This is a genomic window from Plantactinospora veratri (genome assembly GCF_036421995.1).
Classification (GTDB): Bacteria; Actinomycetota; Actinomycetes; order Mycobacteriales; family Micromonosporaceae; genus Plantactinospora; species Plantactinospora veratri.
Map to the genome: position 1 here is coordinate 47,720 of NZ_JAZGQL010000042.1, position 19,733 is coordinate 67,452.

Genomic DNA, 19,733 nt, shown 5'->3' on the forward strand with positions numbered 1-19,733 from the left:
GGTGACGATCTCCTCGAATGTTTGGGCGGGATGATCTGGGCATGTCGTTCCAGACCTGGCGCCGACCGTACGGCGTTGCCGACGTACCGGACATCGGGGACGATCCCCGGTTCTCGCCCCCACCGGTTAGGTCCGAGACCCCACCTCCGGTTAGGGGCATAGGGGCTGGCGCGGCCGACCACCCCGACCGCAGGCCCGGTCACCGATTCGGGAAGATCGTCGGGCCGACGGATCCGCCCAGTTCACCCCGGTCGCCCCGGGCGGAATCGGGCACCGGCCCGGGCGCCCCGGGTCGACCGGCGGCGCGGCGCGCGCCTGTGGACCGTGTGGTGCGGGCCGGCGACGGAACTGGCGGAAATTGGTTCCCCATCACCGGGCGGATATCTCGGAGTGCCGGGCGGCGCTACTCCGGTCGGCCCGATCGGGACCGGTCCCGCGCCCGAGCCAACCGCCCGGCCAGGCGGCCGAGTTCGTCGGTCAGTTCGGCGGGTTCGAGCACGGTGAACTCGGGGCCGAGCAGGGCGAGGTGCAGCGCCAGGAAGCCGAGCGAGTCCGCTCCGGTGCGCAGCAGGCAACTCTGCCGGTCCACCGCCTCCACCAGCCCGGCCGTCGGCGGGACCCGCTCGGCGACCTCGGTGGCCGGCGCGTGCACCAGCACCCGGGCGCGGTACCGGTACGGTGCCGCGCCGACCGAGTCCGCGACGAAGGTGGCCGGGTCGGGCGGGTCGTGCGGGGTGAACCGCACACCGGTCGAACGGGGTTCGCCGATCCGGTCGGCCCGGAACGTGCGCCAGGCGTCCCGGTCGGTGTCCCGGGCCACCAGATACCACCGCCGGCCGGTGTGCACCAGCCGGTGCGGCTCCACCCGGCGCACGCTGGTCGTCCCGTCGCGGCTGCGGTAGTCGAAGCTGAGCCGGTGCAGGTTCTGGCACGCCTCGGCGATCACGGTCAGCAGGTCCGGATCGACGGTGGGCGCCCCGCCGGCCAGCGGCACGGTGGTCAGCCGCAGCGCGGCGGTCCGCTGGCGGAGCCGGGCCGGCAGGATCCGCTCCAGCTTGGTCAGCGCGCGCAGCGAGGTCTCGGCGATGCCGGTCACGCTCTGGCTGGCCGCGGTGCGCAGGCTCAGCCCGACCGCCACCGCCTCGTCGTCGTCGAGCAGCAGCGGCGGCAGCGTCGACCCCGCGCCGAGCCGGTAGCCACCGGCGACCCCGGGGGTGGCTCGGACCGGATAGCCGAGGTCGCGCAGCCGGGAGATGTCCCGGCGCAGGGTACGCACCGTCACGCCCAGCCGCTCCGCCAGTTCCGGACCGGTCCACTCGGTCCGGGTCTGCAGGATGGCGAGCAGGCGCAGCAGCCGTGCCGAGGTGTCGAGCATTTCCGAAGTCTGCCAGCAAACCAGGAACGATCCTGTCCGCAATTGCGGCTAGCGTCCGAGGCATGGAGACGGAGACGAAGATCGACTGGACCGGACAACTGCTCGACCAGTTGGACTGGCACTGGCAACACCAGCTGCGGCCCCGGCTCGACGGGCTCACCGACGACGAGTACCACTGGGAGCCGGTCGACGGCACCTGGGGCGTACGCCCCCGCGACGAGGTCGACGCCGGCACGGCGCACGGCTCCGGCAGCTACGTCATCGAGTACGCGCTGCCGGAGCCGACGCCGCCGCCGGTCACCACGATCGCGTGGCGGCTGGCGCACATCGTCGTCGGAGTCCTCGGGCAGCGCAGCGCGGCACATTTCGACGGGCCGCCGGTCGACTACGACAGTTTCGACTACCCCGGCACCGCCGCCGGGGCGCTGTGCCAGCTCGACACGGCGTACGCCACCTGGCGGGACGGGGTACGCGGACTCGACGCGGCGGGGCTGGCCCGGCCGTGCGGCCCGGCCGAGGGGCCGTACGCCGAGTTCCCGCTCGCCGCACTCGTGCTGCACGTCAACCGCGAGACCATCCACCACGGTGCCGAGATCAGCCTGCTCCGTGACCTCTACCGGGCCCGGAGGTGACCGCAATGGCGTACGAGTTCCAGGTGACCCAGGACAGCGCCGACCCGCACGTGCTCGCCGACTGGTGGGCCGAGACGCTCGGCTGGCAGGTGGAGCCCTCCGACGAGGCGTTCATCCGCCGGATGGTCGAGCAGGGGCACGCCACCGAGGACGACACCCGGATCCACCGCGGGGTACTGGTCTGGAAGGCCGGGGCGGCGATCCGGCACCCCGAGGGAGTCGAGCGGGCGCCACGGGTGCTGTTCCAGCTCGTCCCGGAGCCGAAGACGGTGAAGAACCGGATGCACCTCGACGTCCGTACCGGTGTCGACGACCTCGCACCGGTGGTCGAGGCGCTGGTGGCGCGCGGCGCGAAGTTCCTGCACGACGGGCGGCAGGGCCCCTTCCGCTGGGTCACCCTGGCCGACCCGGAGGGCAACGAGTTCTGCGTCTCCCGCTAGGCGTCCGGAGTCTCCCGCACCGGCGCCGGGCCGGTCGGCAAGGCCGCGCCCCTGGCCGGTCAGGAGGCGGGCGGCGCGAGGATCCGGTCGAGCGCGCTGCGCAGCCGAGGTGCGAGCGTAGCGGCATAGCTGGCGGTGAGGTGCTGGTTGTCCCGGTAGACCAGCACTCCGCCGATGACCGGGGCGCAGCGCCGGCCGGGGCAGATCGCTGGGGTCAGGTCGATCAGGCCGACCCGGGGGAGGTCGTCCAGCGCCGCGAGCTGCGCGGCTCCGGCGCCGGTCGCCAACGCGACCTCCCGGTCCGCCGCGCACCGCTTCAGCCGGCGGGGGTTCGCCGAGACGCACTTCGCGCTGTCGGCGGGGAGGATCGGGGTGCCCCGGAGCACCACCGTGGGCACCCGGGCCGAGACCAGGTCCGACCAGGTCCGCCGCATGCCGGCCACCAGTGCGTCGTGCGCCGGCCTGCCGTTCAGCCCCCGGCCGCCGGCCATCGGCTGGTACCGGGAACTCGTGGTCAGCAGCAGGTCTGGCCGCTCCGGGCCGGTGAGTGCGGTCCGGACGTTGCGGTACCACTCGGCGCAGGCCTCCCGCTGCGGCCGCTCGCCGGTCATCAGCTCCAGCCGGAGGAACGGGCAGCTCGGCTTGAGGTACGTGACCAGCCGCCAGCCCTTCGCCGCCGCGATCACCTGGAGCGCCGGTACCCAGCTCGCGGCGTGGCTGTCGCCGGCCAGCGCGACGGTGAACCCGGCGTTGCGGTCGCCGTACACGCAGGACCGGGCGAGGCTGCTGGAGACCGGCGGGAAGCAGTTGTGCCGGTAGACGTCGGGCAGGTCGTCGCGGGCGTCGGCCGGATCCGGGGTGATCGACCGGACCCGGTCGACCGGGACGCCGGCCCGGCTGGTCCGGGGTGACCGGCCCAGCGCGGCGGCACCCGGCGCCGTCGGTGCAGCCGCGCTGGGCAGCGCCGAGACCGGTGTGCCGGCCCGTGGCGGGGCCGGCTGCTCGGGCGGCCAGGCGGTGAGCTGGAAGAGCAGCCCGGCGAGTACTCCGGCGGCCGGGAGCAGCGTGCCGACCCGGAGTACCTGCCCCGGCGTCCAGCCGTCCAGGGCGCCGGCCCGGGCCGGGATCTCGACGTACCGGTGGGTGAGGACGGCGAGCAGGACTGCCCCGCCGAGTACGCCGAGGCCGACCGCCGGCCGGAGGTCGCCGAACCGGGCGTGCAGGCCGACCAGCAGCGGCCAGTGCCAGAGGTAGAGCGGATAGCTGACCGCACCCAGCGCCCGCAACGGCCGGGCACCGAGCGCCCGGTACACCCCGCCGGGCCGGGCCGCCACCGCGGCGGTACCGGCGGCGTCGCCGGTACCCGGGGCACCGGCCGGCCGGCCGATCGTGCCGCCGGCGATGATCGCGGCCGTGCCCAGCGCGGGCAGCAGGGCGGGCAGCCCGGGAAAGTCCGGACCCGGCCGCAGGGTGAGCACGGCGACCACGACGGCGGCCACTCCGGCCCAGCCGAGCAGGGTGCCGAGGCGCCGGGGCAGCCCGGCCAACCGGGTCCCGAGCAGGGCGAGGAGGGCACCGAGCGCCAGCTCCCAACTCCGGGTCGTGGTGACCAGGAAGGCCGGCCCCGGTTCGGCGGCGGTGTACCAGACCGACCAGGCGAACGAACCGAGCCCGAGCAGGCCGGCGGCGATCAGCAGCGGGCGGACGCCGGGCCGCCGGTCCCGGTGCGCGGTCCAGGCCGCGACGCCGGCCACCAGCAGCGACCAGAGCAGCACGAACTGCGCGACGACCGCGACCACCCAGAGGTGGGCGAGCAGGCTGGCACCGGCGTCCGGGACGACCGCCTGGGCGTGCTGTGCGGCGAGCCGCCAGTTCAGCAGTTGCCCGGCACCGGCGAGCACGTCCCAGCCCGCCGCCGACCAGCGGTCCCGGGGCAGCAGGGCCAGGGCCAGCGGCAGCGACGCGGCGAGCACCAGCGTGCCGGCCGGCAGTGCCCGCCGGACCCGCCGGGCGAAGAATCCGGCCAGGTCGATCCGGCCGGTACGCCGCCACGCGTCGAGCAGGGCAGCGGTGACCAGGAAGCCGGCGACCACCAGCAGGACGTCGGCGCCGACGAAACCGCCCGGCGCGGCGCCGATGCCGGCGGCACCGAGCAGCAGCGACCCGACCGCCAGGGCGCGCAGGCCGGTGAGGTCCGCCCGGTGCCCGGGTCGGCCGGCGACGTCCGTCCCGGACCGTGGCCGCGCCTGCGTCACCATCTGCCAACCTCCGGTCCGATCGTCTGTCCAGTTAGTCCCCTTCTTAACAGATAAATACCGTGATAGGCGTGTTTTGCCGCTTGCGAGCGGCGCTCGCGATCGGTCCGGAACCCCGACGACCGCCGACCGGAAGAGGATCGCGGCTACCCGTCGGCCAGGCCGGCCCGCTCCGCCGCCGCCCGCCAGGCTGCCTCGCCGCCGGCCCGCGGCCGGTAGGTCCGGGTCGATCCGGTACGCCGCAGCAGCGCCCGCAGCTCCGCCAGCCCGCCGTCGAGTACGCCCAGCGCCCGGGCCTGCACCAGCGCGTTGCCCAGCGCGGTCGCCTCCACCGGCCCGGCCACCACCGGCAGCCCACAGGCGTCGGCGGTGAGCTGGCAGAGCAACTCGTTGCGGGCGCCGCCACCGACCACGTGCACCACGTCCACGTCCCGACCGGAGAGCTGCCGCGCCTGACGCAGCGCGACCCGGTGGGCCAGGGCGAGACTGTCCAGGATGCACCGGGTCAGCGCCGCCGGCCCCTGCGGTACCGGCTCGCCACGCCCCTCGCACGCCTGGGCGATCCGGGCCGGCATGTCGCCCGGGGGCAGGAAGACCGGGTCGTCCGGGTCGACCACGGCGGCCAGCGAGGGCGCCCGGGCGGCGGCGGCGAGCAGGTCGGTCAGGTCGTCGGCCAGCCCCTGCGACCGCCACACCCGCAGCGACTCCTGGAGCAGCCAGAGTCCCATCACGTTGCGCAGGTAGCGGACCGTCCCGTCCACCCCGGCCTCGTTGGTGAAGTTGGCCGCCCGGCTCGCCTCGGTCAGCACCGGCGCGGGCAGCTCGACGCCGACCAGCGACCAGGTGCCGCAGGAGATGTAGCCGAACCGGTCGTGCTCGGCGGGTACCGCCGCGACCGCCGACGCGGTGTCGTGCGAGCCGACCGCGGTCACCGGTACCGGCCGGTCCGTGCCGACCGCATCCCGGACCTCCGGGCGCAGCTCGCCGACCCGGTCACCGGGCTGGCGCAGCGGCCCGAACAGCCGGGCCGGCAGCCCGGCCCGGGCGATCAGGTCGGCCGACCACTGCCGGGTACGCACGTCCAGCAGTTGTGTCGTCGAGGCGTTGGTCACCTCGCTCCCGGCGACCCCGGTCAGCCAGTAGCCGAGCAGGTCCGGGATGAGCAGCAACGTCTCCGCCCGGTCCAGGGCCGGGGTGCCGAGTTCGGCGCTGAGCTGGAACAGCGTGTTGAACGGCAGCAGTTGCAGCCCGGTCGTCCGGTAGAGATAGTCGGCGCCGAGCGCCGCGACCACCTTCTCCGGCACCCCGTCGGTACGCCGGTCCCGGTAGTGCACCGGGTTGCCGACCAGCGCGCCGGTGGCGTCCAGCAGCCCGTAGTCCACCGCCCACGAGTCGATGCCGACGCTGGCCAGGTCGGGCCGGCGGTGCAGCGCCGCCCGCAGCCCGGTCAGCATCTCGGCGTAGAGCCGGGGGACGTCCCAGTGCAGGGTGTCGAGGAGCCGCACCGGCCCGTTGTCGAACCGGTGCACCTCGGTCAGCCTCACCCCGTCCGGGGCGACCTCGGCGAGCATCACCCGGCCGCTGGCCGCGCCGAGGTCGACGGCCGCGACGGCGGTCGAGCCGGTCATCGAAGGAACGCCGTACTCATCGAAGGAACGCCGGGCTCATCGAAGGAACGCGGCGGCCACGCCGGAGTCGACCGGTACGTGCAGTCCGGTGGTCTGCGACAGCTCGCCGCCGGTCAGCGCGAAGACCGCGTTCGCGACGTGCTCCGGCAGCACCTCCCGCTTCAGCAGGGTACGCCGGGCGTAGTACGCGCCCAGTTCCTCCTCCGGCACCCCGTACACGGCGGCGCGCTGGGCGCCCCAGCCGCTGGCGAAGATCCCGGAGCCGCGTACCACGCCGTCCGGGTTGACGCCGTTGACCCGGATGCCGTGCTCGCCGAGCTCGGCGGCGAGCAGCCGTACCTGGTGCGCCTGGTCGGCCTTTGCCGCGCTGTACGCGATGTTGTTCGGCCCGGCGAAGACCGAGTTCTTGCTGGAGACGTAGACGATGTCCCCGCCCAGCCCCTGGTCGAGCATGAGCCGGGCGGCGGCCCGGGAGACCAGGAAGGAACCCTTCGCCATCACGTCGTGCTGGACGTCCCAGTCCGCCTCGGTCGTCTCCAGCAGCGGCTTGGAGATGGAGAGCCCGGCGTTGTTGACCACCAGGTCGACCCCGCCGAAGGCGAGCGCGGCCTCGGCGAAGGCCGCCTCGATCCCGGCCGCCTCGGTGACGTCCACCGCGACCGCGACCGCCCGGTCGGCGCCGCCGATCTCCGCCGCCACCGACGCCGCGCCCTCCAGGTTGCGGTCGGCCACCACCACGCAGGCACCCTCGGCGGCGAGCCGCCGGGCGATCGCCGCGCCGATCCCGGAGCCGCCGCCGGTGACCAGTGCGATCCGGCCGGCCAGCGCCTTCGGCTTCGGCATCCGGCGCAGCTTCGCCTCTTCGAGCTGCCAGTACTCGATCCGGAACTTCTCCGCCTCGTCGATCGGGGCGTACCGGGAGACCGCCTCGGCGCCGCGCATCACGTTGATCGCGTTGAGGTAGTACTCGGCGGCCACCCGGGCGGTCTGCTTGTCCCGGCCGAAACTGAACATCCCGACCCCGGGCACCAGCACGATCGCCGGGTCGGCGCCGCGGATCGGCGGCGAGTCCGGCTCGGCGTAGCGCTCGTAGTAGGCCCGGTAGTCCTTCCGGTACTCCTCGTGCAGCTCCCGCAGCCGGGCCAGTACGTCCGGCAGCGGCGTGTCCGGCGGCAGGTCCAGCACCAGCGGTCGGACCTTGGTCCGCAGGAAGTGGTCCGGGCAGGAGGTGCCGAGCGCGGCCAGCCTCGGGTGCTCGGCGCGGGACAGGAAGTCCAGCACCGCCTCGTCGTCGGTGAAGTGTCCGACCTGGAACTGCCCCTGCTGCCGGCTGTCGGTGCTGGCCAGCCCGCGCAGCGTCGGTGCCAGCGCGGCGGCCCGCTCCCGGCGACGCTCGGCCGGCAGTGCCTCGTACCCGGGCAGCACCGCGCCGAACGGCTCCGCCCGGCCGTGTTCGGCCAGGAACCGGGTGGCGGTTTCGATGATCTCCAGCGACCGGGCCTCGCACTCGTCGCTGGTGGCGCCCCAGGCGGTGATGCCGTGCCCGCCGAGGACCACGCCGATCGCCTGCGGGTTGTCCCGGGCGATCGCGGCGATGTCCAGGCCGAGCTGGAAGCCGGGCCGGCGCCACGGCACCCAGAGCACCCGGTCGCCGAAGCAGCGGCGGGTCAGCTCGGGGCCGTCGGCGGCGGTGGCCAGCGCGATCCCGGCGTCCGGGTGCAGGTGGTCGACGTGCGCGGCGTCGACCAGGCCGTGCATCGCGGTGTCGATCGACGGCGCCGCACCGCCCCGGCCGTGCAGGCAGTAGTCGAAGGCGGCGACCATCTCGTCCTCGCGGTCCACCCCCGGGTAGACGTCGACCAGGGAGCGCAGCCGGTCCAGCCGGAGCACCGCCAGCCCCGCCTCGGTCAGGGTGCCGATGTCCCCGCCGGAGCCCTTGACCCAGAGCAGTTCGACGGGACCGCCGGTGACCGGGTCCGCGCCGGTCGCCTTGGCCGAGGTGTTGCCGCCGCCGTAGTTGGTGTTGCGCCGGTCGGCGCCGAGCCGGTGACCCCGGCCGAGCAGCGCGGCGACCTCCGGATTGGTCGGTCCGGTGCTCATGCTCATGCCCCCCAGCCAGCCTGCTGCCCGCCGACCCGCTCGGCGGCGATCCGCTGCGCGTAGCCGGAGCGGGCGTACGCGGCCATCGGGTCCGGGTCGAGGCCCATCTCCTGGCGGACCTCCGCCAGCAGCGGCCGTACGTCGGTGTTGTAGGCGTCCATCAGCACCCCGTTGGCGCCGAGCACGTCACCGGCGGCCTGCGCGGCGGCCAGCGCCTCGGCGTCGACCAGCAGCGCCTTGGCGGTCGCCTCCTGGACGTTCATCACCGAGCGGATCTGCGCCGGGATCTTCGGCTCGATGTTGTGGCACTGGTCGAGCATGAAGTTGACGCCGGAGTCGGCCCGCAGCGCGTCGGCCCGGACGATCTCGTGCATGATCCGGAAGAGCTGGAACGGGTCGGCCGCACCGACCATCAGGTCGTCGTCGGCGTAGAAGCGCGAGTTGAAGTCGAAGGCGCCGAGCTTTCCCTCCCGGAGCAGGAAGGCGACGATGAACTCGATGTTGGTGCCCGGGGCGTGGTGCCCGGTGTCGATCACCACCTGGGCCCGCTCGCCGAGCTTGATGCAGTGCGCGTACGCGGTGCCCCAGTCCGGTACGTCGGTCAGATAGAAGGCCGGTTCGAAGAACTTGTACTCCAGCAGCATCCGCTGCTCCGGCCCGAGCCGTTCGTAGGTGGCGTGCAGCGCCTCGGCCAGCCGGTCCTGCCGGGCCCGGATGTCGTCCTGACCGGGGTAGTTGGTCCCGTCGGAGAACCACAGCTTCAGGTCCCGCGAGCCGGTGAGGTCCATGATGTCGACGCACTCGAGCAGGTGGCCGAGGGCCTTGCGCCGGATCCGCGGGTCGGGGTTGGTGACGCTGCCCAGCCGGTAGTCGTCGTCCTGGAAGACGTTGGTGTTGATGGTGCCGATCCGCACCCCGCGTTCCGCCGCGTAGGACGAGAGCTTGCCGAAGTCGTCGACCCGGTCCCAGGGGATGTGCAGCGAGACGACCGGGGCGACTCCGGTGAACGCGTGCACCTGTGCCGCGTCGGCGATCTTCTCCTCCGGGTTGCGCGGCACCCCGGGCTGGCTGAACACCTTGAACCGGGTGCCCGAGTTGCCGTACGCCCAGGAGGGCACCTCGATCCGTTGCGCGCGCAGCGCCGCCCGGACGTCGGTCTCGGTCATGTCAGGCCTCCGTGGTGTCGAGCGTGGTGTTGTCCGGCGCGCCGTTGTCGAGTGCGGTGCGGTCCGGCGTGGTGTCGTCCCGCGTGGTGTCGTCCCGCGAGGTGTCGTCCAGCGCGGCGAGTTGCGCGTCCAGGTTGAAGATCTCGTCGAGGACGACGAACCCCTCGTCGGGGCGGCGGCCGTCCAGGCCGACGAAGAAGGGGGCCATCTCGGCCTGCCACCGGGCGTTGACGTCGGTGGCCTCCATCGCGGCGAGGGACGCGGCCAGGTCCTCGGTGCGGAAGTGCCCGACCAGCAGCCCGTCGTCGTGCAGGAAGAGGGAGTAGTCGTGCCAGCCGGCCGCGTGCAGCGCCCGGAGCATCTCGGGCCAGACGGCCGCGTGGCGTTGCCGGTATTCGGCCAGCCGGTCGGGCCGGACCCGCAGGACGAAGCACACTCGCCGCATTGGCGGGCCTCCCAACAAATGAACCGTTTCAACGAGCCGCACTCAACATACGAGCGTCGTCATCGAACTGTCAAGAAACCGGGGCGATCCGCAGGGTCAGCCGGGGGTACGCGCGTACTGGCTGGACTCCCGGACCACCAGCTCCGGTTCGAAGATCACCTGCTTGTGCTGGTGGTTCTCCGGGTCGTTCGCCTCGTCCAGCATCAACTGTGCCGCCGTCTGGCCGAGTCGCTGCCGTGGCTGGCGTACCGAGGAGAGCGGCACCGCCGCCGCGGCGGCGAAGTCGATGTCGTCGTAGCCGACCAGTGCGATGTCCTCCGGCACCCGCACCTGCTGCCGGGTCAACTCCTGGAGTACGCCGAGCGCGAGCAGGTCGTTGGCGCAGAAGACCGCGGTGGCCCGGGCCGACCGGGGCAGCCCGAGGATCCGGGAGGCGGCGTCCCGGCCGGCGGCCACGGTCGGGCTCGGCGTCTCGAACCGGCGCAGGGTCTCCTCCTCGGCGAGCCCGGCCTCGTCCAGCGCGTGCACGGCGCCGTGGTAGCGGTCCCGCACCTGCTCCAGCCGCCACGGGCCCCCGACGAAGGCGATCCGCCGGTGACCGGCCTCCACCAGGTGCCGCATCGCCAGCTCGCCGCCGAGCCGGTCGTCGACCGCGACCGAGCAGACGTCGGGTCGGGTGGAGCGCCGGTCCAGCAGGACCACGAGCACGCCCCGCTCCCGGAGCCGGACCAGCCGCTCGTTGGCGTCGTCGACCGGGGTGATCAGCACCCCCTGGACCCGCTGCTCCTCCAGCAGGTCCAGATATCTGCTCTCCTTGGCCGGGTCGCCGTCGCTGTTACAGAAGATCACCGCCATCCCGGCGGCGCCGGTGGCGTCCTCGACGCCCTTGGCGACGTCGGTGAAGAACGGGTTGGCCACGTCCAGCACCACCAGGCCGAGGGTGCGACCCCGGCCCCGGCGCAACTGCCGGGCGGCGTCGTTGGGGACGAAGCCCAACTCGTTGATCGCGGCGAGCACCCGGTTACGGGTCGACGCCGCGACGATGTCGGGCCGGTTGAGCACGTTGGAGACCGTGCCCACCGACACGCCCGCCTGGCTGGCCACGTCGCGGATGCTCACCGCTGGTCCCGGCACCACCGTCTCCTCCCGCAGCCCGGACCGCCGGGCTGAAACGTGTCAAGGTTATCCGGCGGCCGCGCACCACCGTGCGCCCGCCCGCACCACCCGCAGCGGCCCGTCTACCGCGTGCGATCGACAGTAACCCTCCCGTACACCGCACCGGGTGCACCTCGCCGTCCCGTGACGCCCTCCGCCGTGCGGTTTTCCGGCGCAGCGACCGTCGCTACCCTGTCCGATTGTGGGAAGCGCTTTCCCATCCGGTGTCGCCGGCCGGCACCCCGGAGCGACGCAGAGAGGGCGGCGAGCATGGGCGAGGACCTGACCGGCGTACGGCTGCGGGTGCGCGGCGAGACCGTGGCGCGGTACGTCCTGGACGACCCGCACGTCGACCTCCGCTGGGGGCGCCGGCCGTACCTGCATCCGGTGCGTACCCTCGGCGGGGTCGTGGTGACCGACACGCTGCCCGAGGACCACCGCTGGCACCTCGGGGTCTCGGTCGCCATGCAGGACGTCTCGGGTACCAACCTCTGGGGCGGCAGGACCTACGTCCGGGATGCCGGCTACACCTGGCTCGACGACCACGGCCGGATCGTGCACGACGGCTGGCTGCCCGACCTGCCGACCCCGGACGCCGATCCCGAGGGCGGCGGCGCGGCCGGCGGGAACGGGTTGGATGGCGGCCCCGGTGAGGGCGGTCCCGGTGACGGCGGGTTCGCCGAGCGGCTGCGCTGGCTCGACCCGGCCGGGGCGACCCTGCTCACCGAGGAGCGGCGGGTCGGCGCCACCGGCCTCGCCGACCGGACCGACGCCTGGCTGCTCGACTTCGGCTACACCCTGACCGCGCCGGCCGACCGGGAGATCGTGCTCGGCAGCCCGGCCACCAACGGCCGGCCGGACGGCGCCGGCTACGGCGGCTTCTTCTGGCGGGTCGCTCCGGGCCCCAACCGGGCCTTCACGGCGAGCGCCGAGGGGGAGGAGCGGGTCAACGGCAGTACCGAGCCGTGGCTGGCGATGGTCGGCGCGGCCGACGGCGGGCGGCCGTACACGCTGGTCTTCGCCGGTCTGGCCGACGGCGACCACTGGTTCGTGCGGACCGGGATCTATCCCGGGGTCTGCGTCGCGCTCGCCTTCGAGCGGACCCTGCCGGTCCCGGCTGGCGCCTCGGTGCGGCGCCGGCACCGGATCGTGGTGGCGGACGGCGAACTGACCCGCGACGAGGTCGAGGCGCTGGGGCCGGTCCTGACGTCCTGACCGGCCCCGTTCGGCGAACAATCCGAACCGACCCGGTCAGCCCTTCAGGCCGGAGGTGGCGATCCCCTCCACCAGGTAGCGCTGGAAGGCCAGGAAGAAGAGCATCACCGGGACGATGCTCAGCACCGACATCGCGAACATCGGCCCGTACGCCGACTCGCTGGTCTGGTCGATGAAGAGCCGCAGCGCCAGCGGCAACGTGTACGTCTCCGGGTCGTTGAGGTAGACGAGCTGGCTGAAGAAGTCGTTCCAGGTCCAGATGAAGGTGAAGATGGCGGTGGTGACCAGGGCCGGCTTGAGCAGCGGCAGGATCACGTACCGGAAGGTCAGCACCGGGCCACAGCCGTCGATCTCGGCGGCGTCGTCCAGCTCCCGGGGCAGACCCCGGATGAACTGCACCATCAGGAAGACGAAGAACGCGTCCGTGGCGAGCAGCTTCGGCAGGATCAGCGGTACGAAGGTGCCGACCAGGTCCAGCTTCTGGAAGATCGTGTACTGCGGGATCAGCACCACGTGGTACGGCAGCATGATGGTCAACAGGGTGAACGCGAAGAGCGGCCCGCGCAGCCTGAACCGCAGCCGCGCGAAGGCGTACGCGGCCAGCGCGCAGGAGACCAGGTTGCCGATCACCGAGCCGACCGCCACGATCACCGAGTTGGTGAAGAACTGCCAGATGCCGATCCCGGCGATCCCGTCCAGCGCGGCGGAGTAGTTCTCCGGCGCCAGCCGGCTCGGCAGCAGGCTCAGGCTGGAGAGGATCTCGTCGGTCGGCTTGATCGAGGTGGCCAGCAACCACACCACCGGGTACAGCAGCAGGGCCAGTACGGCGATGATCAGCGTGTGCCAGCCGGCCGTACGCAGCCGGGCTCCGGTCGCGCCCGGCCGGCGGGCAGCCGGGGTGCGGGTCGACAGGCCGTCGGAGAGCGCGCTCACCGGTCCTCCCCCGAGTAGAACACCCAGCGGCGCGAGGTACCGAAGAACAGCGCCGTGATGATCGCGATGACGAGCAGCAGCAGCCAGGCCATTGCCGAGGCGTAGCCCATCCGGAACTGCGAGAACCCTCGTTCGTAGAGGTAGAGCGTGTAGAACAGGGTCGAGTTGCTCGGCCCGCCCCGGCCGCCGCTGACGATGAACGCCGGGGTGAACGCCTGGAAGGCGTGGATCGTCTCCAGCACCAGGTTGAACAGGATGATCGGGGAGAGCATCGGCAGCGTCACCGACCGGAACGTGCGCCAGGTGCCGGAGCCGTCGACCGCGGCGGCGTCGTAGAGCTCGGTCGGGATCTGCTTCAAGCCGGCCAGGAAGATCACCATCGGCGCGCCGAACTGCCAGACGGCCAGGATGATCAGCACGTAGATCGCGTAGTCCGGCTCGTTGATCCAGCCGCCGGTGTCCCAGCCGAAGTTGCCGGTGACCGAGTCGACCACACCGGCGTCGGTGAACATCGCCCGCCAGACCAGCGCGATCGCCACGCCGGTGCCGAGCAGCGAGGGCGCGTAGAAGGCCGACCGGTAGAAGCCCTGCCCGCGCCGGTTGCGGTTGAGCAGCAGGGCCACCGCGAGCGCGGCGGCCAGCTTCAGGGGTACGGAGATCAGCACGTACATCGCGGTGACCTTGGCCGAGGCGAGGAACCGCGCGTCGTCGGAGAAGAGCCGCTGGTAGTTCTCCAGGCCGACCCACTCCGGTGAGGTGAAGAGGTCGTAGTCGGTGAACGACAGGTAGAGCGAGGCGAGCATCGGACCGACGGTCAGCAGCAGCGCCCCGACGACCCAGGGGGAGAGGAAGAGGTACGCGATCCCGGGCCGGTTGCGTCGGTATCGGGGCCGGGCTCCGGCGGCGGCGCCGCCCGGTGCGGCGGGCCGGGGCGGCGGCCTGCGCAGGGTCCCAGTTGTCATGGTCGACTTTCCCATCGGCTCCTGGCGGCCACACCCTCGCCGGGTGTGTGCACGCGCCCCGGTGGCGGGCGGTGATGAAACCATTCAACAAACCGCACGAAGGTACCGCCGCCGGGCGGGGCCTGTCAATGGAGGCTTCGCCGACCGGGCCGGAGCCGCCCTGGGCGGACGGATAATCGGCGATGGATGAATCGATTCAGAGGTCTCGGCGGGTCGCCCAGGAGTTGCGGCGCGGTCGTTCCTGCGGCGGGACCGGTCAGGAGTCGGGACGCCAGCCCGGATCCCGGCCGAACGCGGCAACCAGCCGGTCCTGCTCGCTCGCCTCCGGCGGCACCGGTACGCCCGGCGCGGCCAGCCCGCTGTCCCGGTACATCGAGGTACGTTCGGTGAACCACCGGGCACACTCCCGGACGCCGGCCGGATCGAGCCGAGGCTCCACGCCGATCGCGACCGCCAGGTCCCAGCCGTGCACCAGGTGCTCGGCCAGCAGTTGGTGCAGATACTCCCGACCTGGCGTCGGCCCGGCCGACAACTGCACGACGCGGTCCAGTACCGCCGGGTCGGCGACGGCCTGGCAGGCCTGCTCGGCCGCGTCCCGGGCCGAGGCGGCGGGATCGGCGCCCAGCAGGTCACCGGCTAACCGGTCGCCGACCTCGGTCAGCGACGCTCCGGCGAAGAGCGGCACCGACCAGCGTTCCTCCCAGACCACATGGTGCGCCAGGGTCCGGACATCCCAGTCCGTGCACGGCGTCGGTCCCGCCCAGCGGTCGGCACCGACCCGACCGACCAGGTCGGCAAAGTCGGCCACCGCGCGCCGGTACGTCATCAGCAGATCCACGATCCGATTCTGCCCCGGTACGCCACCGGCCGCCGGGGAAGTCACCCGAGCCGGGCAGGCGGGTCACAGGCGGACGGGTCACAGTCGGTCGAGCGGGCCGCCAGCAGAGCGGCGGGTCGTGCCGGTCAGTCCAGTTGGTCGGGGAGCAGGCCCAGCTCGCGGGCGACCGAGAGTCGCACCCACTCGGTGAGCTGGCGGCGTGGGATCACCCGGTCGTGCACCGCCAGCTGCACGGCGAGCCCGTCGATCAGGCCGTTGATCCGCCAGGCGGCCCCGGCCGGATCGTCGCAGCTGAACACCCCGTCCTCGACCCCGGCCGAGATCACCTCGCCGAGCCCCTCCCGCCGACGCAGGTCCAGCCGTCGCGACACCTTCTCCAGTTCCGGTGTGCGCAGCGACTCCGACCAGCCGTCGATCCACATCGCCCACGAGCGTGACCGGCCCGGAGGTGCGTAGAGGCGGAGCAGTTTCTTCAACTTGACCAGCGGGGTCGCGGGGGACCGGAGCACGGTGTCGAGCCGGGCGAGATCCTGCTCGGCGGCGTACGCGAACGCCTGGGCGACCAGTCGTTCCTTGGTGGCGAAGTGATAGAAGACCAGCGCCTGGCTCACCCCGGCGGCCTGGGCCACGTCGGCGGTACGCGTGTTGGCCAGGCCCCGCGTCGCGATCACGTCGCAGGCGGTGCGTAGTAGCGCATCCAGGCGCACCTCTGCCGCACGTCTCGTCACGCGGTTACGGTAGCCCATTCCGGCGGAGACAATAAGCTATCAACACGTCGGATAAGTTACTAGCGGGTCAGACTGTCCACTAGCGGATCAGAAGCCGCACGTCCCGGTAGCTCTCGTCGAGCCGACGTCAGTCCCGCCGAGCAGGGACGCGGCGGCGCCCGGCCGGCGTGTCGACCGGCCGCCGCAACCGCTCAACCGCCCGGCCCGGCGGACCGACCACCGGACCGACCACCGGACCGGGAAAGATCCGCAACCATCGGTGCCCCGTAGTAGTGTCCGCACATGCCAGACGGTGTGGCCAAAATCCCTCCGGCGGCGGACGCCGAACCCGAGCCGGCACCCGACGGGTCCACCCTGGAACGGTCGAGCGCCGGAACTCCGGCAGGCCCGGCCGATCCCGGCCCGGTGCATCCGGCGGAGCCGTCCGCCCGTGATCCAGGAAGGTCCGTGGAGTCGTCCGCCCGGATCGGCCGGGACGAGATTCCCGCCCTGGCCACCCCGGACGTCGCCACCGCCGTGACCTACGACGACGAGGAGCGGCCGGCCCGGCGACTCACCGGCCCGGTCGAGGTCGGGGTGGCGGTGGTCGCGTTCGCCGTCGCGCTGCTGGTGCTCTGGCAGGTGTTCCGGCCACTGGCCCAGGGCAGCCAGTTCTACCTGATCGTCTTCCTGACCGGCGTGCTGCCGCTGGTCTTCCTCGGGTACCGGTCGGGCCTGCGGCTGCCGGACCGGCTGGCGAGTCGGCTGCCGGCGGGCGGGCGGCGTCGCGTACCCGATCAGGATGCTCCGGGCGGGTCGCGCCGGGACCTGCCGACGGTGCCGGACTGGCTGCTGGCCGGGCTGGCCCTGGTCGTCTGTCTCTATCCGGTGCTGCCGCTGGCGGTCGGTGACGCCGGTGGCGGCTACGACGCCTTCCTCGACCGGCAGGGGCTGCTCGCCCCGGTCGACGTGCTGATGGGCGCGCTGCTGCTGGTGCTCCTGGTCGAGGCGTGCCGGCGCACCACCGGCTGGATCCTGCCGGTGGTCTGCCTGCTCTTCCTCGGCTACGGCTACTACGGCGGGCTGCTGCCGCAGAGCTGGGCGATCGCGCACGCCGGGCTCGACTTCGGACAGATCGTCGACGCGCTCTACAACTCCGGCAGCGGCTTCTACGGCACCCCGCTGGACGTCGCCGCCACCTACATCGTGCTGTTCACGATCTACGGCGCGGTACTCGACCTCTCCGGCGCCGGACGGTTCTTCGTCGACCTGTCGGTGGCCGCGTTCCGGCGCTCCCGCAGCGCCGCCGGCCGCACCGCCGTCGCCTCCGGCTTCCTGCTCGGCACCGTCTCCGGCTCCGGTACCGCCACCGCCGTCAGCGTCGGCGCCGTCACCTGGCCGATCCTGCGCCGCGCCGGCTACCCGGCCGAGCACGCCGGCGGCATGCTGGCGGCGGCCGGAGTCGGAGCGATCCTCTCGCCGCCGACCCTCGGCGCGGCGGCCTTCATCGTCGCCGAGTACCTCGAGGTCTCCTACCTGACCGTGCTCGGCTGGGCGGTGATCCCGACCCTGCTCTACTACCTCGGCATCCTGCTCGCCGTCGAGATCGACGCCCGCCGGTTCAAGGTACGCCCGGTCGAGGTCGCCGCCGGCTCCGTGTGGCGGCTGCTGGGCCGGTTCGGCTACCACTTCTCCTCACTGATCGTCATCGTCGTCCTGCTCGCGCTCGGAATGAGCGCCACCCGGGCGGTCGTCTACGCCACCGGGCTGGCGGTGCTGCTCAGCTTCCTCGACCGGCGGAGCTGGCTGACCCCACGACGGCTCTTCACCGCCCTCTCCGCCGGGGTCCGCGGGGTGCTCCCGGTCGCCGCGGTCTGCGGCGCGGCCGGCATCATCACCGCCACCACCACCAAGACCGGACTCGGCGCGCAGTTCGCCTCGCTGCTGGTCCGGGGCGCGCAGGCGCTGACCGACAACCCGACCGTGGTGCTGGCGCTGACCGTGGTCTTCGCGGCGGTGGCACTCTCGCTGCTCGGGCTGGCCGTGCCGGTCACCGCGTCGTTCATCATCGGCTGGGTGATCATCGGGCCGGCGCTGCTCGCACTCGGCGTACCGGCTCCGGCCGCCGCGATGTTCGTCTTCTACTACTCGGTGCTCTCCGAGGTCACCCCGCCGACCGCGTTGGCGGCGGTGGGTGCGGCGGCGATCACCGGTGGTCGGACGGTGCCGACCATGTGGCAGGCCCTCAAGTACGCCCTGCCGGCGTTCCTCGCCCCGATCGCCTTCGTCCTCACCGGGCCGGGGGAGTACCTGCTCGGCCGCGGCTCCCCGGTCGAGGTGCTCTGGGCCGGGCTGGTCGGTTGTCTCGGCGTGGCGGCGCTTGCGGTGGCGACCGGTGGCTGGCTGCTCGGTGTCGGTCCGGCCGGCCCGGTGGAGCGGACTCTGAGCGCCGTCGCCGGCCTGCTGCTGCTCTACCTGCACCCGATGTCGATCGCGATCGGCGGCGGGCTGCTGGTCGTCGCCGTGCTGACGGCGCTGGCCCGGCGTCGCCGTACGCCCGGGGCGGGTGTGCTGGTCGAGGGGTCCGATCCGGCCCTGTCGAGCCTGCGGGATCCGGCCCTGCCGAGCCCCCGGGGCGGCAGGGCCGGAGCGGCCGAGGTCGTGCCGGACGGTGGCTTGCTGCCGGAGGATGACTCGCTGGCGGGCGGTGACTCGCTGGCGGGCGGTGCCTCAGGGACGGGCGGCGTTTCCCGGGCGGCGGAGGGCGACACCGGCCCGAGGGGCCAGGGAATGGGTTCGAGCGTGGGAGAGGATGCGAAATGAGACGTAGCACGAGGATCCTGGCGGCGGTGACCGCCGCCGGTCTGGGCCTGACCAGTCTGGCCGGCTGTGGTGGCCGGCAGGACACCGCCAGCACCGACGCGGGTGGTGAGATCACCTGCGAGGTGGGCACGGAAACCCGGATCGGGATCGCCACCGGCAACGCGACCGGGGTCTACTTCGCGCTCGGCAACGCGTACGCCGAGCAGGTCTCCAACGCTCCGGGCAGCAAGGTCAAGGCCACCGCGGCCGAGACCGGGGCCTCGGTGCAGAACATCCAGCAGCTCGTCGCCGGCACGTACGCGGTGGCGTTCTCGCTGGCCGACACCGCCGCCGACGCGGTGCAGGGCACCGGCAGCTTCGAGGGGCAGCGGCAGCCGGTGCAGGCGCTGGCCCGGATCCACACGAACTACACCCAGGTGATCGTCCGCAACGGCGCCGGGATCAGCTCGGTGGCTGACATGCGGGGCAAGCGGGTCTCCACCGGCTCGCCGAAGTCGGGCACCGAGGTCATCGCGAACCGGCTGCTCCAGGCCGCCGGGCTGGACCCGGCCAAGGACGTCCAGGCGCAGCGGCTGGACCTGGCCAAGACCGTCGACGGAATGAAGGAGGGCTCGATCGACGCGCTGTTCTGGTCGGGCGGCCTGCCGACGCCGGGCATCACCGACCTGCTCACCACGGCCAGGGGACAGGTCAGCTTCCTGGACATCACCCCGCTGCTGGCCGAGATGAAGAAAATCAACCCGGTGTACGAGGAGAGCAGCATCCCGGCCGCCACCTACGGCACCCCGGCCGACGTCAAGACCATCGTGGTACCAAACCTCCTGCTGGTAAAGGATGACCTCGACGGGAACCTGGTCTGCGTACTGACCAAGGCGCTCTTCGATCGGAAGCCGCAGCTCGAACAGGCCAACGCGGCGGCGAAGGAGATCAGTCTGGACACCGCCCGCAAGACCGACCCGGTCCCCCTGCACCGTGGCGCCAGCCAGGCCCTCGACGACCTCAACGCGGCGAAGTAACCCGTCCGTCCCCCGCGTCACTTCTCCTAACTCCCAGGTTCCT

Annotated in this window: 16 protein-coding genes; 5 read left to right on the forward strand and 11 right to left on the reverse strand. The window is 72.8% G+C overall.

Annotation, left to right across the window (positions count from 1 at the left end; translation table 11 throughout):
* Nucleotides 1-403 precede the first annotated feature (403 nt).
* Nucleotides 404-1,375, reverse strand: coding sequence for a helix-turn-helix transcriptional regulator (locus tag V1634_RS35170; RefSeq protein WP_331211941.1), 972 nt, complete (start codon nucleotides 1,373-1,375; stop codon nucleotides 404-406).
* 62 nt (nucleotides 1,376-1,437) lie between these two features.
* On the opposite strand from V1634_RS35170, the gene V1634_RS35175 reads away from it, so the two are divergent.
* Together V1634_RS35175 and V1634_RS35180 are read left to right on the forward strand one after the other, a co-directional pair.
* Nucleotides 1,438-2,007: a DinB family protein gene (locus V1634_RS35175; RefSeq protein WP_331211942.1), complete on the forward strand. Its 570-nt coding sequence runs from the start codon at nucleotides 1,438-1,440 to the stop codon at nucleotides 2,005-2,007.
* Nucleotides 2,008-2,012: 5 nt separating this feature from the next.
* Nucleotides 2,013-2,447 (forward strand): VOC family protein, encoded by a 435-nt coding sequence (locus V1634_RS35180; RefSeq protein ID WP_331211943.1) that lies wholly within the window; start codon nucleotides 2,013-2,015, stop codon nucleotides 2,445-2,447.
* A gap of 59 nt (nucleotides 2,448-2,506) precedes the next feature.
* Here the strand turns inward: V1634_RS35180 and V1634_RS35185 are convergent, their stop codons facing one another.
* The 6 genes from V1634_RS35185 to V1634_RS35210 form a co-directional block, all read right to left on the reverse strand.
* A complete protein-coding gene (locus V1634_RS35185) occupies nucleotides 2,507-4,705 on the reverse strand; it encodes an acyltransferase family protein (RefSeq protein WP_331211944.1) in 2,199 nt (732 codons plus the stop codon).
* Nucleotides 4,706-4,848: 143 nt separating this feature from the next.
* Entirely contained in the window at nucleotides 4,849-6,330 is a 1,482-nt protein-coding gene (locus V1634_RS35190; RefSeq protein WP_331211945.1) for a rhamnulokinase, read from the reverse strand.
* Nucleotides 6,331-6,366: 36 nt separating this feature from the next.
* Nucleotides 6,367-8,430, reverse strand: a complete 2,064-nt coding sequence (locus V1634_RS35195; RefSeq protein WP_331211946.1) for a bifunctional aldolase/short-chain dehydrogenase — start codon at nucleotides 8,428-8,430, stop codon at nucleotides 6,367-6,369.
* A 2-nt stretch (nucleotides 8,431-8,432) separates the two neighbouring features.
* Entirely contained in the window at nucleotides 8,433-9,596 is a 1,164-nt protein-coding gene (rhaI, locus tag V1634_RS35200; protein WP_331211947.1) for an L-rhamnose isomerase, read from the reverse strand.
* Nucleotide 9,597: 1 nt separating this feature from the next.
* A complete protein-coding gene (locus V1634_RS35205) occupies nucleotides 9,598-10,041 on the reverse strand; it encodes an L-rhamnose mutarotase (RefSeq protein WP_331211948.1) in 444 nt (147 codons plus the stop codon).
* Between the two features lie 96 nt (nucleotides 10,042-10,137).
* Nucleotides 10,138-11,175 (reverse strand): LacI family DNA-binding transcriptional regulator, encoded by a 1,038-nt coding sequence (locus V1634_RS35210; protein WP_331211949.1) that lies wholly within the window; start codon nucleotides 11,173-11,175, stop codon nucleotides 10,138-10,140.
* Between the two features lie 291 nt (nucleotides 11,176-11,466).
* On the opposite strand from V1634_RS35210, the gene V1634_RS35215 reads away from it, so the two are divergent.
* Nucleotides 11,467-12,411, forward strand: a complete 945-nt coding sequence (locus V1634_RS35215) for a DUF6807 domain-containing protein (protein ID WP_331211950.1) — start codon at nucleotides 11,467-11,469, stop codon at nucleotides 12,409-12,411.
* A 36-nt stretch (nucleotides 12,412-12,447) separates the two neighbouring features.
* On the opposite strand, the gene V1634_RS35220 is transcribed toward V1634_RS35215, so the two are convergent.
* From V1634_RS35220 to V1634_RS35235, 4 genes are all read right to left on the reverse strand, one after another.
* On the reverse strand, nucleotides 12,448-13,344 hold the full coding sequence (locus V1634_RS35220; RefSeq protein WP_331211951.1) for a carbohydrate ABC transporter permease: 897 nt from the start codon (nucleotides 13,342-13,344) through the stop codon (nucleotides 12,448-12,450).
* Nucleotides 13,341-14,306 carry a carbohydrate ABC transporter permease gene (locus tag V1634_RS35225; RefSeq protein WP_331211952.1) on the reverse strand — a complete coding sequence of 322 codons (966 nt, stop codon included), beginning with the start codon at nucleotides 14,304-14,306 and terminating at the stop codon, nucleotides 13,341-13,343. Before V1634_RS35225 ends, V1634_RS35220 begins: the two co-directional genes overlap by 4 nt.
* Before the next feature lie 256 nt (nucleotides 14,307-14,562).
* Nucleotides 14,563-15,144: a TIGR03086 family metal-binding protein gene (locus tag V1634_RS35230; protein ID WP_331211953.1), complete on the reverse strand. Its 582-nt coding sequence runs from the start codon at nucleotides 15,142-15,144 to the stop codon at nucleotides 14,563-14,565.
* Between the two features lie 125 nt (nucleotides 15,145-15,269).
* On the reverse strand, nucleotides 15,270-15,872 hold the full coding sequence (locus tag V1634_RS35235; RefSeq protein WP_331211954.1) for a TetR/AcrR family transcriptional regulator: 603 nt from the start codon (nucleotides 15,870-15,872) through the stop codon (nucleotides 15,270-15,272).
* A 282-nt stretch (nucleotides 15,873-16,154) separates the two neighbouring features.
* On the opposite strand from V1634_RS35235, the gene V1634_RS35240 reads away from it, so the two are divergent.
* Together V1634_RS35240 and V1634_RS35245 are read left to right on the forward strand one after the other, a co-directional pair.
* Nucleotides 16,155-18,674, forward strand: coding sequence for a TRAP transporter permease (locus tag V1634_RS35240; RefSeq protein ID WP_407951913.1), 2,520 nt, complete (start codon nucleotides 16,155-16,157; stop codon nucleotides 18,672-18,674).
* Entirely contained in the window at nucleotides 18,671-19,690 is a 1,020-nt protein-coding gene (locus V1634_RS35245) for a TAXI family TRAP transporter solute-binding subunit (protein WP_331211955.1), read from the forward strand. Before V1634_RS35240 ends, V1634_RS35245 begins: the two co-directional genes overlap by 4 nt.
* The last annotated feature ends 43 nt before the right edge of the window (nucleotides 19,691-19,733 follow it).

Excerpts from the sequence above, each read along its gene's own strand:
- V1634_RS35170 (WP_331211941.1), bottom strand. The coding sequence starts at position 1,375 with ATGCTCGACACCTCGGCACGGCTGCTGCGCCTGCTCGCCATCCTGCAG.
- V1634_RS35175 (WP_331211942.1), top strand. The coding sequence starts at position 1,438 with ATGGAGACGGAGACGAAGATCGACTGGACCGGACAACTGCTCGACCAG.
- V1634_RS35180 (WP_331211943.1), top strand. The coding sequence starts at position 2,013 with ATGGCGTACGAGTTCCAGGTGACCCAGGACAGCGCCGACCCGCACGTG.
- V1634_RS35185 (WP_331211944.1), bottom strand. The coding sequence starts at position 4,705 with ATGGTGACGCAGGCGCGGCCACGGTCCGGGACGGACGTCGCCGGCCGA.
- V1634_RS35190 (WP_331211945.1), bottom strand. The coding sequence starts at position 6,330 with ATGACCGGCTCGACCGCCGTCGCGGCCGTCGACCTCGGCGCGGCCAGC.
- V1634_RS35195 (WP_331211946.1), bottom strand. The coding sequence starts at position 8,430 with ATGAGCACCGGACCGACCAATCCGGAGGTCGCCGCGCTGCTCGGCCGG.
- rhaI (WP_331211947.1), bottom strand. The coding sequence starts at position 9,596 with ATGACCGAGACCGACGTCCGGGCGGCGCTGCGCGCGCAACGGATCGAG.
- V1634_RS35205 (WP_331211948.1), bottom strand. The coding sequence starts at position 10,041 with ATGCGGCGAGTGTGCTTCGTCCTGCGGGTCCGGCCCGACCGGCTGGCC.
- V1634_RS35215 (WP_331211950.1), top strand. The coding sequence starts at position 11,467 with ATGGGCGAGGACCTGACCGGCGTACGGCTGCGGGTGCGCGGCGAGACC.
- V1634_RS35225 (WP_331211952.1), bottom strand. The coding sequence starts at position 14,306 with ATGACAACTGGGACCCTGCGCAGGCCGCCGCCCCGGCCCGCCGCACCG.
- V1634_RS35240 (WP_407951913.1), top strand. The coding sequence starts at position 16,155 with ATGCCAGACGGTGTGGCCAAAATCCCTCCGGCGGCGGACGCCGAACCC.
- V1634_RS35245 (WP_331211955.1), top strand. The coding sequence starts at position 18,671 with ATGAGACGTAGCACGAGGATCCTGGCGGCGGTGACCGCCGCCGGTCTG.